Here is a 13,075-nt window from a genome sequence, read left to right as displayed (position 1 = left end):
GGATATCCCATTTTGAGCTTGTTGGTACGCCTGTTCAGTTTGTTGGTGTTAATTAGTACCATTGTTCAGGTTGTAGAAAGGGAGGCGTAGCCTCCCTTTTTTTATAGCTAACGATTTTCAAGTAGTGCGGTTAAATCGGCAACTTGGGAATCACAATACAACCCCAGACGATAAACCACATTAACAGGGCCACCGCTACTGCGGCAGAGCCGGTGTCTTTGGCGATCTTGGCCAGTGGGTGCTTCTCAGCTCCTATGCGGTCCACAGTGGCTTCAATAGCGCTATTGATAAGCTCCAAAGGCAATACCACCAGGCTAACAGCGATCAATACGGCGCGTTCAGCCGGGGTGTCTCCTACCCATAGGGCAAAAGGGACAAAGAAGATAGCGAGGATAACTTCAATACGAAAGGCTTCCTCATTACGCCAGGCGGCGCTGAGACCTTCGCTTGAATATTTGGCGGCGGCAATCAGGCGGGCAATGCCTTTTTTGCCTGGCTTGTTGGCGACTTCTTCAGACTCTTCCGGTTTATTGGCGACTTCTTTTTGCATGCTGCTCTCCTGCCATCCGTAGACCCTTGCGGGCGGTCATGATTGTGTCACATAAAAAAGCCCGGTCGAACCGGGCTTTTTTGTGGGGGCTTACTCGTCGAGGAAGCTCCGCAGGTGCTCTGATCGGGATGGGTGCCTCAGCTTACGCAGGGCCTTAGCCTCGATCTGGCGAATACGTTCACGGGTTACATCGAACTGCTTACCCACCTCTTCCAGGGTGTGGTCGGTGTTCATGTCGATACCGAAGCGCATACGCAGTACCTTGGCTTCACGCGCGGTCAGACCGGAGAGCACGGAGCGGGTGGCGTCGTGCAGGCCAGTCTGGGTGGCGGTGTCCACCGGGGAGGACTGGTTCTGGTCTTCAATAAAGTCACCCAGGTGCGAGTCTTCATCGTCACCAATAGGGGTCTCCATGGAAATGGGCTCTTTGGCGATCTTGAGGACCTTGCGTACCTTATCTTCTGGCATATCCATGCGTTCACCCAGCTCTTCCGGAGTGGGTTCGCGGCCCATTTCCTGCAGCATCTGGCGGCTGATACGGTTGAGCTTGTTGATGGTCTCAATCATATGCACCGGGATACGAATGGTGCGCGCCTGGTCTGCGATGGAGCGGGTAATAGCCTGGCGAATCCACCAGGTAGCGTAGGTGGAGAACTTGTAGCCGCGGCGGTATTCGAATTTATCTACTGCCTTCATCAGGCCGATATTGCCCTCCTGGATCAGGTCCAGGAACTGCAGGCCGCGATTGGTGTACTTCTTGGCGATAGAGATAACCAGGCGTAGGTTGGCTTCAACCATTTCCTTTTTAGCGCGGCGGGAGCGGGCCTCGCCAATGGACATACGGCGGTTGATCTCTTTGATCTGGCCTACGTCTAGACCGGAACGCTCTTGGCACTGGGCCAGCTTGCGTTGCGCGCGAACGATATCGTCTACGACATGACGCAGGGCGTCAGAGTAGTCGCGCTTCTTTTTGATGATCGCGGGGATCCACTCTTCATTGGTTTCGTTACCGGGAAATTCCTTGATAAAGGTCTTGCGAGGCATACGTGCACGCTTGATGCACAAATTCATAGTGATGCGCTCTTGCCTGCGCACACTATCGAGAATATCGCGAACTTCGCCGTAGAGAGGATCGAACTGGCGTGGTGCCAGTTTGAAGTAGCGGAATACCTCGGCGACGGCTTCCAGAGCAGTACCGGCTTCCTTGGAGTCGCGACCGTGGGCGGCGATGGCCTCATCGGCGGCTTTCTGCGCAGCGATCAGCGCATTCATGCGCTCGGCTAGCTCCTCTGGGTCGAGACCGCCGGCGTTTTCCTCTTCTTCCTCGCTGGAGGAATCGTCGGCGTCGTCCGAGTCATCGTCCTCTTCGCCTTCGCTTTCAGAGGACTCGCTGCTGTTGTCGCTTACTACAGCGGCTTGGCCAGCCTGGGCTCCGGGGGGCACATCTTCAGCTGGATCGAGCCAGCCGGCGATGACATCGGGGATACGGCGCTCTTCTTTCTCGATTAGCGCGTATTCATCGATGATTTGCTGTACTGCGCCAGGCCAGTAGGCGAGGGCGGCCATCAGCTCGCGTAGGCCCTCTTCGATACGCTTGGCAATGGCGATTTCGCCCTCGCGCGTGAGCAGCTCTACAGTGCCCATTTCGCGCATATACATGCGTACCGGATCGGTGGTGCGGCCTACATCAGACTCAACTGCGGCCAGTGCGGCGGCGGCTTCGGCTGCGGCGATTTCGTCGGCGGAGCTGTCACCCTCGGCCATCAACAACTCTTCGGCATCTGGTGCGCTTTCGAACACCTTGATACCCATGTCGTTGATCATGCCAATAATGTCTTCCACCTGATCGGGATCGGAAATATCTTCCGGGAGGTGGTCATTTACCTCGGCATAGGTGAGATAGCCCTGCTCTTTACCGCGGGCGATCAACTCCTTGATACGGGAGGTTTGTTGCTGGGTTTTGTCGGTCATGCACAACCCTGAATTCTGGGGATGAAAATACGGGACAAAGACGCGGGATTATAGCGTATATGCACTAGCAATAACCACTCTAGCTGTCAAGCAACGGCTCTGGTGTGAATTTTAGGGTGCTGAGGTTCCCGTTCCCGCCCGGCGGGGTGAGTGAATATAGTGTTGAGGCCGCAGTTTTCAAGGGGTTATTGCAGATTAATTGTCTTTTCTGCGCCAGTTGGCCAATAAAGCCAGTTGTTCTTCCTGACTGAGCTGGGCACCGGCTTTTAACTGGGCCAAGAGATCGCGATTACGCTGCTTGGCATCGGATTTTTCTAGGTGACGTAGACAGTCGTTAAATTCAGCCTGGGGATCGTATTCCAGATTGCTATCGCCTTGGGCTAGGTGACGAACCCCGGAAACTAGGGGAGATATCGCCAGCTTAGCCAGAATATCGCTGGATTCGGCGCCGTGATGGGCGCGCCAGTGGCCGATCAATTGGCGAAAGTTAAGTTGTGGGCGGCTCTTGAAAAGCTCCACCAGTTGGGCAAATAGCAGCAGGTCTGGGTTGTCGGCGCCGAGGAACTGTTGCAAGTCCTCAATCTGCGTGGCCAGCTCGGGGTGGTGGAGGATCAGCGCTACCAGCATACGTTCAGGAGGTAGGCGATACTGGCCGGTGCGGCGTGGGCTGTCCCCAAGTGTGGGGGAATATTCAGATTCGTCTTCGCGGGGCCAGGGCTCCGGCGGGGTGCGGTGTTGGAGTTCCTCATCCTGCTCGGTAGAGAGGGGTGCGCCGGTGACAGTTGGCTGTGCCTGTGCTTGCTGTAACTGGGTGTTGCGAGCCTTCTCCGCGTGAATCACCTCCTGCAGAGTGTCTTTGTCTAGTCCGGTACGCGAGGCCAGCTGCTGGAACATCAGTTGGCGATATACGCCTCCTGGCAGCAAATCCAGCAGTGGGGCGGCCAGCTTGGACAGGCGCGCGCGGCCGTCCATGGTCTGGAGGTTGATGTCTTCGCTGAGCAGGTCGAAGAGAAAGTCCTCCAGGGGGCGGGCCTGCTCTTCTATCAGTTGCTGGAAACGTTCTCCACCCAGTTGCCGCACCAGAGTGTCGGGGTCTTCGCCTTCCGGCAGCAACAAAAAGCGTAGGCTGCGGCCGTCCTGCATATGGGGCAGGGCAGATTCCAGTGCGCGGCGGGCGGCGGCGCGGCCGGCGCGGTCACCATCAAAACAGAATAGCAATTCACTAGTATGGCGAAAGGCCAGCTGAATGTGCTCTTCGCCGCAGGTGGTGCCAAGGGTGGCGACGGCGTAGCGGATATCGAACTGCGCCAGGGCCACTACATCCATATAGCCCTCCACCACGATCAAGCGCTCTAAGTTGCGATTGGCCTGGCGCGCCTCCCACAGGCCGTAGAGTTCACGGCTCTTGTGGAAAATCGGGGTTTCCGGGGAGTTGAGGTACTTGGGCTTTTCGTCCCCCAATACCCGGCCGCCAAAGGCGATGGTGCGGCCGCGCTGGTCGCGAATGGGGAAGATGATACGGTTACGGAAGCGGTCGTAGTGGTGACGCCCGCCTGGTTTGCTGTTGCCGTCACTGTCCTGGCGACGAATGGCGAGCCCTGCCAGTTCAAGCTGGTCGGCTTTTTCGGGAGTGTCGGCCAGGGCGTTGAGCAGGTTGTCCCAGCCCGGTGGTGCCAAGCCGATGTCGAAATCTCGGGCAATTTCCCCGGATAATCCGCGATTGCGCAAGTAGGCCACTGCGTTACCTGCCGCAGGGTGGTTGCGTAGCTGTTCACGGTAGAATTCTGCAGCTTTTTCCGCCAGTTGATAGAGGGATTGGCTTTCCCTCTGGCGCTTTTCCTGCCCGGGAGCCAATGCCTCTCTGGGTACTTCCAAGCCGCGGGTGGCTGCCAGTTTTTCCACGGCTTCGGGAAATGGCAGGCGATCGTATTCCATCAGGAAGCCGATTGCATTGCCGTTGGCGCCACAGCCGAAGCAGTAGTAGAACTGCTTGTCTGGGCTCACGGTAAAGGATGGGGTTTTTTCGTCGTGGAAGGGGCAGCAGGCGGAGTAGTTTTTTCCGGTCTTGCGCAGTTTTACCCTACTGTCCACCAGCTCGACGATATCTGCACGGGCGAGCAGGTCGTCGATAAAGTGCTGGGGGATCTTGCTGGGCATACTGTTCTGCAATCCGGCTGGGCGTTAGGCCAGTCGGGCCTTAACCAATTTGCTGACTGCGCCCATATCTGCACGGCCTTGAACCTGGGGCTTCACCTGGGCAATCACTTTACCCATGTCGGCCATGCCGCTGGCCCCGGTGCTCTGCACGGCGGAAGCGACAATTTCGCTAATCTCCGCTTCGGTCAACTGCTTGGGCAGGAACTCTTGAATGACTTCAATCTCCGCCTGTTCCACTGCAGCCAGCTCGGCGCGGCCGGCCTTTTCATACTGGGTGATGGAGTCGCGGCGCTGTTTGGTCATCTTGTCCAGCAGAGCGAGGATACGCGCGTCATCCAGATCGATGCGCTCATCCACTTCAACTCGTTTGATCTCAGCATTGATTAAACGCAGGGTGGCAAGACGCTCTTTGTCGCGTGCTTTCATTGCGTCTTTGGTCGCTTGAGTCAGGGTGTCCTTGAGAGTGCTCATAGTGAGTGTTCCGGGATTGGCATTGATTGTGGTTTATTGGGTTGAGCGCTAAGGATAGCGCGTCCGCCGAGCATGGAAAATGCGGTTGGCAGAACGAAAAACGGCGCGCGAGTAGGGCTCGCACGCCGTTCTTTATAGCTCCGCTACGGGCTAAGCCCGTCCGGCCGCCTCGCTGCGACAGGCTTATTCAGCCTGCGGCTCTTAGTAGAGACGCTGGAACTTGCGGTTTTCGCGCTGAAGCTTTTTAGCGTGACGCTTAACAGCGGCAGCAGCTTTGCGCTTACGAACAGCGGTGGGCTTCTCGTAGAACTCGCGACGACGTACTTCAGACAGTACGCCTGCTTTTTCACAGGAGCGCTTGAAGCGGCGCAGAGCAATATCGAAAGGTTCGTTGTCTTTGATTCGTACAGAGGGCATTAGGATACCTGTTAAAATTCGTTTCTCTCGGCCATTCCGGCAATGCTCTCGCAGTTGCATCCGGTGGCCGGTTCACAGCGAGGGCGCAAATTCTAAACACTCCTATACGGGATCGCAACCCCATTTTCCAGTATGATAACCGCCCCTCGAAGTAGTCACGAGAATGAAATCAAGTGCGCGTCCTCGGTATAGAAACTTCCTGCGATGAAACTGGCATCGCTATCTACGATTCTGAGTCCGGTCTGCTCGGCCATGCTCTATTTAGTCAGGTTGACCTGCACGCCGATTACGGCGGTGTAGTCCCTGAACTGGCAAGCCGCGACCATGTGCGCAAGCTGTTGCCGTTGGTACGGCAGGTAATGGCGAAGACCAATACCAAGCCTTCCGATTTGGCGGGTGTAGCTTATACCGCCGGTCCAGGCTTGGTTGGCGCCCTGATGGTGGGCGCCTGTGCCGGCCGCGCCCTGGCGTATGGCTGGGGGGTGCCCGCTGTGGCGGTGCATCATATGGAGGGGCATTTATTAGCTCCGATGCTGGAGGACAATCCACCGGCTTTTCCTTTTGTGGCCTTGCTGGTCTCTGGTGGTCATACCCAATTAGTAGAAGTGCGCGGTCTTGGCGACTACGAACTGATGGGGGAATCCCTGGACGATGCCGCTGGTGAAGCTTTTGACAAGGCCGCCAAGATGCTCGATCTGGACTACCCCGGTGGTCCGCGTTTGGCAGCCTTGGCTGAGAAAGGTGATTCCAAGCGCTTTACCTTCCCTCGCCCTATGACGGATCGACCGGGGTTGGATTTCAGCTTTTCGGGCTTAAAAACCTTCACCCTGACCACTGTGCGTCAGCACGCCCTCGAAGATGGCCTGCCGGATGAACAGACCTGTGCGGATATTGCGGCAGCTTTCCAAGAGGCGGTCGTGGATACTCTAGTGATTAAATGTCGTCGTGCAATTAAAGCCTCTGGTTATAAAACTCTGGTCATTGCCGGTGGGGTTTCCGCGAATAAATTGTTGCGTGCACGTTTGGAAACGTGCCTGAGCAAGGATAGTGCCAGCGTCTACTACCCCCGTCATGAGTTTTGCACCGATAACGGCGCTATGATCGCCTATGCCGGTAGTTTGCGTTTGCAAGCCGGAGAACAGACGAGCCTTGCAGTTGATGTGCGTCCACGTTGGCCAATGACAGAATTGCCCAAGACCGAACTTTAAGAAATCCCAGGGGCATCCTGGCAGTAAAAAGAAAAGAGCCGATAAATGGATATTGTTTATATACGGGATTTAAAGGTGAATACCATTATCGGTATTTACGAGTGGGAGCGGGAAGTACGCCAGACTGTCAGCCTTGATATAGAAATGGCTTTCGATATCAGCGAGGCGGCGCGTACAGACAATATCGAGCACACACTTAACTATAAGGCGGTGGCCAAGCGCTTGATCGCTTTTATTGAAAGCAGCGAGTTCTTGCTGGTGGAAACTATGGCGGAACAGGCTGCGGCAATTGTCAGGGAAGAGTTTTCCGTAAGCTGGCTGCGACTGCGTTTGTCCAAGCCGGGTGCGGTCCGAGGGTCCAGGGATGTGGGTGTCATTATTGAGCGTGGCGAAAGGCCAGCAAAAGGTGCAGCAGCGATGTCTGCGGGAGTGTAAACGTGGCTCAGGTGTATCTTAGCCTCGGCAGTAATATCAATCGCGCGCAATATATCCGCGCAGCGCTGGATGCCCTTGCAGGACAGTTTGGCGACTTGAAGGTGTCTCAGGTTTTCGAGAGCGAAGCGGTAGGATTCCCAGGGGATAATTTTTACAATCTGGTGGTGGGGCTACAAACTGACCTGCCGGTAGGACAGCTGGCCCTGTGTCTGCGTGGTATCGAAGATGCCAACGGCCGCCTGCGCTCTGGACCTAAATTCAGTGCGCGCACCCTAGATATTGATATTCTTACCTATGATCAACTTACGGGGACTATCGATGGAGTGAAATTGCCTCGAGGTGAGATTGTAAAAAATGCCTTTGTTTTACAGCCTCTGGCAGAGATTGCTCCGGAAGTATTGCATCCGATCGAGCAGAAAACTTACCGTCAGTTGTGGAATGAGTACGACCAGGCTTCACAAAAATTGTGGCCGGTAGAATTTATTTGGCCGTGATTCCAATAATTTTTTAAAAAATGTAGATAAAAAAGCAGCCTTTAGAGGCTGCTTTTTTGTCAGTAAAAATTAACTCAGGCTCATTAGTGCCTCTTTGGTAAACGGAGTGATTTCCTCCGCGCGATCTTCACGTACCTTAGCGAACCAGTGTGAGTCTTGTAATAGTGCGCGGCCAACGGCAATCAGGTCGAACTCCTGGTTGTCCATACGACGAGTTAGTTCGCCTAGATCGGTAGGGTTGGCAGTACCGCCCATGCCCTGGTTATTGCCGCCGATAAAATCATCGTCAAGGCCGACACTGCCGACAGAAATTACTGGTTTTCCAGTCAGCTCCTTGGTCCAGCCTGCCAGGTTGAGATCAGAACCCTCAAATTCTGGCACCCAGAAGCGTCTTGTAGAAGCGTGGAAAATATCAACGCCGGCTTCAAGTAGCGGAGTCAGGAAGCGTTTCAGTTCTTCCGGGTTTTGCGCCAACTTGGCTTCGTAATCCTGCTGCTTCCATTGGGAGTAGCGCAGCACTATGGCGAAATCTTCGCCTACGGCCTCACGTACCGCTTTGATAATTTCCACTGCAAAGCGGGTGCGATTTTCGATGGAGCCACCGTACTCGTCATCGCGTTGGTTGGTACCTTCCCAGAAAAACTGGTCGATCAGGTAGCCGTGGGCGCCGTGAATCTCTACGCCGTCAAACCCAATTTCCTTGGCTGCTTTCGCCGCGTCTGCAAAAGCTTGTACAACTTCCCGAATGTCCTCTTTGCTCATCGCCTGGCCATTGGGCTTGCCGGGTTTGAACAGGCCTGAGGGGGAGTAGCCGGGCACTGATTTATCCGGGCCTATGCCCTCTTTGCGCACGGAGCCTACGTGCCATAACTGCGGGATAATCTGGCCACCGGCAGCGTGTACTTCGTCTACCACTTTTTTCCAGCCGGCGAGAGCGGCTTCACCGTAGATTGCCGGTACATTCTCGTAGCCGTTGGCAGCTTTATGATTAACGAAGGTGCCTTCGGTAATAATCAGTCCCACTTCACCTTCAGCTCGACGGCGGTAATAGCCGGCCACTTGGTCATTGGCTGTATAGCCCGGTGACATAGTGCGTGTCATGGGGGCCATTGCGACCCGGTTGCGCAGCTTTAGGGATTTATGCTCGAAAGGACGCAGTAGGTTGTCCAGGGAACCACTCATATTTCTCTCCTGAATGTCTCGATTCAACACTGGGACTCACTGGTCCCACTAGGTCACAATTAAAATGGTTGCGTTATAAGACCTTATTTTAAGGTTGAGTTCAATATCTGGTTTCGTATTGCAACTCTTTTGTCGGTATAATGGCTAGGGAGCCTCTGAATAACTCCGTAATGCCTCTGCGGGCCTTGAAGGCTACAGATGTTAGGCGCAGCTCGCCGCGAATGGCTCAGTCCTTTGCAAGAGCTGCAACGCAGCAGCTGTGGCCTTCAAGGCCCGCCCTTCGGGGCTTGCAGAGCGATTCACACTCCGCGTTGCGACTTCTTGAAAGGTCTAGACATTCCTGCGAAGCCGCGCCTTGATTGTGAACCGCTCTGCATGCCAGAGGTATCACGGAGTTATTTAGAGGCTCCCTATATGTCACGTAAACGCTTTGATGATCTTGATTGCTCCCTGGCTTGCGCCCTGAATGAGGTGGGGGACTGGTGGTCCCTGCTGATAATTAAGCAGGCGATGCTGGGTACCCGCCGTTTTGTGGATTTCCAAAGAAACCTGGGAATTGCTAAAAATATCCTTGTGGATCGGTTATCACGTCTGGTGGATAACGAGGTGCTGGTTCGCTTTGATGCGGGTGAACACGGCACTCGCTACGAGTACCGCTTAACGGAAAAAGGTCGGGACCTGTTTACGGTGGTAATCGCCCTGCGCCAGTGGAATCTGCGCTGGAATGGCAATAAAGATGGGATGCACCTGGTCGATAAAAACAGTGGTGAGCCTATCTCCGAAGTGGCTGTACAGAATGCCCAGGGACAAAAACTCAGTATTCGCGATGTATTATTTGTGGATGAAAATGGCCAGCCCCTAGAGCAGGCTGGCTAGCTGGCTTTTTGAGGGCTCTATCAATCCTGGCTCTTGGACAGCAGTCTGATTATGTCCAGAGCCCTGCCCGGCTCCCAACGCATAACAGAGACAACGCCGTGCATGGCCAGTAGGCGTTGGTCTATTTTCCCTTTCTCCTGAAGCTTTTGTAATTTCTCTGTGGCCTCGGTAAAGCCGCGCTGCTCATAAGTGAGTAGTAATTTGACGGTCTGCTCCGCCGGAGTGATTTGGCGTGGAACAGGGGTATACCCCATCGCGCTTACCATACTCTCAGCCGCCAGCCAGGTGGACCAGGGGTTTTGCCCGGTAATAAACTGGCCATCCACACTGACTTGTTCCAGGTAAGTGGGCCCAGCCTGGAACACCGCGCCTTGCTCACGTAAGCGATCCTCAAGCAGGAATGGAAATCGTTGCTCGGCGTCAGGGATAAGAAAAAGCTCCTCTTCGTTAGTAAAAGCACTGATCTGCCGATCGGCGATTAAGGGCTTGCCATTATCCAGGGTGACATTGGTAAGGGCTGCTGGCCCGTGGCATACCGCTCCAATAATTTTGCCGCTGTTATAGATTTCCCGCACCAGGGACTGGATATGGGGATTGTCGGGGAAATCGAACATGGTGCCTTTACCGCCGACAAAAAATACGGCCTGGTAATCCTCTGCTGATACCTGATCGATAGGAATACTGTTGTTGACCTTTTGTTGTGCCTCCGGGTCATTGAGAAAGGCATAGTCGAAAGGCCCCAGATCATCTTTATCGATCACCGCAGGCGGTTTGCCGCCTTTGGGACTGGCAATATCGACAATAAATCCGTTAGCTGAAAAGATGTAATAGGGGCGTGCCAGTTCAGTTAATTCATAACCAGTCGCCTTGCCACTGTCTCCCATCGTTTCAGTACTGGTGACAACAGCTAAGATTTTTCCTCGGCTTTCCCTGGGTAATTGTTGTAAATACGGCAGGTCACTTACTGTCGTAGTGGAAAAGTCCTGCTCTTGGGCTGGAATTAGGCCCTTAATCCAAATAATAAAACCAAAAAATACGGACAAAGTCAGAGCCAGGGAAATAACAATTTTCTTCAACATATTAATCTCCAAAATTACAGTAGCAGACGGAAAATCTTCTAGTGAGTTCGCAGGAGAATAAGGGATGGAAGGTGAAATTCAGGTGAGATTGTAATTGCTATTTAGGATGAAAGAAAAAGCTGCGCTCGAGATCGTATAAGGTATGGATGCCGATTCACTGTGCATATCGAGCGCATACGGTAAGAATTTGAATCTTAGAACGCTACTGTGTAAAAGACAGAGCGCACTGATAAGTATTGTTTCGACATTGGATTGAGATGGTCCAATTTAAGGCTTCACAGATTCTCTTGGCCAGGAAAAGGCCTTGACCAATACCGTCACTGCCTTCCCTTTTTTGGCCGGGTAAGAGGGAGGTTTCTAGATCTAATTGGTTGTCTGTGGCGTTCTCAAAAAAGAGTGTGTCCCCCTTATAGGTAATAACCAACTCAGGGCTGGTAGCGTGCTGTAATGCATTGCTGATCAAGTTGTCGAAGAGCAGACTTACCAGGTGTCGATTGGCCAGGACTCTGACTTTGTGCCCTAACTTTAAATCAACATTAAAATGCTTTTGTACAATTAACTGGTGTTGAACTAAAAGACGTTCCTCTAGTAAAGCGCACAATGGGATATCTTCCGACTGTAGAGACTCAGAGCGGGCGAGGGCTAATAGTGTCTTAACGGTTTTTTCCATACCGGTAACAGTTTCTAATAGCTCATTTTTCTCAGCTAAAGTCATTTCCCGATTTTGACTGAGAGCCAGTGTGCTTTTCAGAATGGTTAGCCCGGTGCGCAACTCATGGCTTGTATCCCGGGTAAACTCAGTTTCCCTGCGCAATGTTAGCTTGAGCTGGTTAAGTGTATCTTGCAACGTACTTGCGAGATAACCGATTTCATCTTGTTCATTGTTATAGGGCAGGGAAATTTGAGAATCGCAGTTTCTCTGCTGCTGAACTGCTTTAGCAAGGGTTACTACAGGCGCTATGGTTTTACGGGAAATACGAAAAGCACAATAGAGGGCTAAGAGTAGGGTCAAGATACAGGCGCTGGCAAAGAGCCAAAGAAGTTTTGAAGATTGTCGGGTAACAGTGAGCAATTCACTGACTTCAGCTACGAGAACGGCGGAATGGTTGTCCGGAAAATGTACTCTGCGTAAATGGAAGTGATGTTCAGTATCACTAAACAACTCAGCCTTTTCTGCATAGCTTGGTAGGGCAGTGCGCAGTTCGGCCGGAATTATTTTGCTTTCAGTGTATAGCGTTAAATAGGGTAGGCGTGGCTCTGGGGGCGCATTAGTCAGTCTTGCCTGCTGTTCGAGGTAGCGGACTTCTCCGGCCAATAAGTTATCGAGTAAATGATCTTCAACTACATAGGCCACCATCATACAAATGGCAAAAAACACCAAGCATAGCAGCAGGGTAAAACTGCCAAAAATAGCGAAGACCTTCCTCTGTAAATTACTGGTTTCGCGCATTGGGAGTTTCCAACTGATAACCGAGATTGGTGATGGTTTTCAACATAGGGGCCTGGAAAGGCTTATCCAGTGTTTGGCGAAGACTATAAATGTGGGATTTTAAGGCGTCTGTTTCTGGGGGTTCATCACCCCAAATATGGTGGATTATTGCCGAGCGGCTTACTGGTGCTGGCGACGCCTGGGCGAGCATAGTGAGAATGCGAAAACCGATAGTTGTCAGGGGCAGAGGCTGTTTATCCCGGTAGGCCGTTTGCTGGCGCTGGTTTATCTGTAAATCACCGACCTTAATTTCTTCACTGGTATGCAGCTGGTGTCTACGTGCCAGGGCGCGGCATCTCAGTATCAGTTCCCTTGGTTCGAAGGGTTTACATAAGTAGTCATCGGCACCGATACCAAATCCGCGTTCTTTATCTGCGAGAGCATCTCGGGCAGTTAACATCAGAATTGGCATGTTAACTGGCGCTTGTGCCTTGATCTTTTCGCAGACCTCTAAACCGTCCATATCCGGCAGGCCCAGGTCGAGAATAATCAGGTCGAAGATTTGTTCCAGGGCCAGCTGTAAGCCCTGGCGGCCCCGCTGGGCATAATCTATCTGCCAGCCCTCAGCGTGCAGGAATTCGGCAAGCTGGCGGGCGATAGTGGGGTTATCTTCAATCAACAATATCTTCAGTGAGCGCACCGGCAAATCTCTTTTGGCAGAGGAAGTTACAAAGCATTCTGACAGAGTGCCGGTGAAATTGAAGTGAAGCCCCGTTGTTGGACTGTTTTAGATATTGATTGGACCG

At 53.1% G+C, this 13,075-nt stretch carries 13 protein-coding genes; 4 read left to right on the top strand and 9 right to left on the bottom strand.

All coding sequences use genetic code 11. The features are described 5' to 3' along the window. Window positions 1-130: 130 nt before the first annotated feature. From ACJJIT_RS17635 to rpsU, 5 genes are all read right to left on the bottom strand, one after another. On the bottom strand, window positions 131-550 hold the full coding sequence (locus ACJJIT_RS17635) for a diacylglycerol kinase (protein WP_252084337.1): 420 nt from the start codon (window positions 548-550) through the stop codon (window positions 131-133). 90 nt (window positions 551-640) lie between these two features. Continuing rightward, entirely contained in the window at window positions 641-2,521 is a 1,881-nt protein-coding gene (rpoD, locus tag ACJJIT_RS17630) for an RNA polymerase sigma factor RpoD (protein WP_444887903.1), read from the bottom strand. A gap of 195 nt (window positions 2,522-2,716) precedes the next feature. After that, the gene (gene dnaG / locus ACJJIT_RS17625; RefSeq protein WP_444899188.1) at window positions 2,717-4,678 is read right to left on the bottom strand and encodes a DNA primase; all 1,962 of its coding nucleotides are present in this window, start codon (window positions 4,676-4,678) and stop codon (window positions 2,717-2,719) included. Window positions 4,679-4,702: 24 nt separating this feature from the next. Further along, a complete protein-coding gene (locus ACJJIT_RS17620; protein ID WP_444883624.1) occupies window positions 4,703-5,149 on the bottom strand; it encodes a GatB/YqeY domain-containing protein in 447 nt (148 codons plus the stop codon). A gap of 201 nt (window positions 5,150-5,350) precedes the next feature. Then, window positions 5,351-5,566, bottom strand: a complete 216-nt coding sequence (gene rpsU, locus ACJJIT_RS17615) for a 30S ribosomal protein S21 (protein ID WP_020411530.1) — start codon at window positions 5,564-5,566, stop codon at window positions 5,351-5,353. 173 nt (window positions 5,567-5,739) lie between these two features. Between rpsU and tsaD the strand changes: the two genes are divergently transcribed. Genes tsaD through folK form a run of 3 tightly spaced genes read left to right on the top strand, consistent with a single transcriptional unit; the run spans window position 5,740 to window position 7,703 of the window. After that, complete coding sequence (gene tsaD / locus ACJJIT_RS17610; RefSeq protein WP_444899187.1) at window positions 5,740-6,774, top strand: tRNA (adenosine(37)-N6)-threonylcarbamoyltransferase complex transferase subunit TsaD; 1,035 nt, start codon at window positions 5,740-5,742, stop codon at window positions 6,772-6,774. Between the two features lie 45 nt (window positions 6,775-6,819). Then, window positions 6,820-7,209 (top strand): dihydroneopterin aldolase, encoded by a 390-nt coding sequence (gene folB / locus ACJJIT_RS17605; protein ID WP_444887906.1) that lies wholly within the window; start codon window positions 6,820-6,822, stop codon window positions 7,207-7,209. A gap of 2 nt (window positions 7,210-7,211) precedes the next feature. Further along, entirely contained in the window at window positions 7,212-7,703 is a 492-nt protein-coding gene (gene folK / locus ACJJIT_RS17600) for a 2-amino-4-hydroxy-6-hydroxymethyldihydropteridine diphosphokinase (protein WP_444899186.1), read from the top strand. Between the two features lie 69 nt (window positions 7,704-7,772). Here folK and ACJJIT_RS17595 read toward each other — a convergent pair whose 3' ends face one another. After that, window positions 7,773-8,885: an NADH:flavin oxidoreductase gene (locus ACJJIT_RS17595; RefSeq protein WP_444899185.1), complete on the bottom strand. Its 1,113-nt coding sequence runs from the start codon at window positions 8,883-8,885 to the stop codon at window positions 7,773-7,775. A gap of 414 nt (window positions 8,886-9,299) precedes the next feature. On the opposite strand from ACJJIT_RS17595, the gene ACJJIT_RS17590 reads away from it, so the two are divergent. Next, window positions 9,300-9,761 carry a winged helix-turn-helix transcriptional regulator gene (locus ACJJIT_RS17590; protein ID WP_282934464.1) on the top strand — a complete coding sequence of 154 codons (462 nt, stop codon included), beginning with the start codon at window positions 9,300-9,302 and terminating at the stop codon, window positions 9,759-9,761. A gap of 20 nt (window positions 9,762-9,781) precedes the next feature. Here ACJJIT_RS17590 and ACJJIT_RS17585 read toward each other — a convergent pair whose 3' ends face one another. The 3 genes from ACJJIT_RS17585 to ACJJIT_RS17575 all read right to left on the bottom strand — a co-directional run bounded on the left by ACJJIT_RS17585 (window position 9,782) and on the right by ACJJIT_RS17575 (window position 12,969). Beyond that, on the bottom strand, window positions 9,782-10,840 hold the full coding sequence (locus ACJJIT_RS17585; protein WP_444899184.1) for a type 1 glutamine amidotransferase domain-containing protein: 1,059 nt from the start codon (window positions 10,838-10,840) through the stop codon (window positions 9,782-9,784). A gap of 202 nt (window positions 10,841-11,042) precedes the next feature. Then, window positions 11,043-12,290 (bottom strand): sensor histidine kinase, encoded by a 1,248-nt coding sequence (locus tag ACJJIT_RS17580; RefSeq protein ID WP_444899183.1) that lies wholly within the window; start codon window positions 12,288-12,290, stop codon window positions 11,043-11,045. Further along, complete coding sequence (locus ACJJIT_RS17575; protein ID WP_413664232.1) at window positions 12,274-12,969, bottom strand: response regulator transcription factor; 696 nt, start codon at window positions 12,967-12,969, stop codon at window positions 12,274-12,276. Before ACJJIT_RS17575 ends, ACJJIT_RS17580 begins: the two co-directional genes overlap by 17 nt. Window positions 12,970-13,075 lie beyond the last annotated feature (106 nt).

The sequence above is a fragment of the Microbulbifer mixtoriginis (SeqCode) genome (assembly GCF_052467515.1).
Note: the sequence above shows the minus strand (reverse complement) of the source record. Positions and strands in the feature narration are given on the sequence as shown.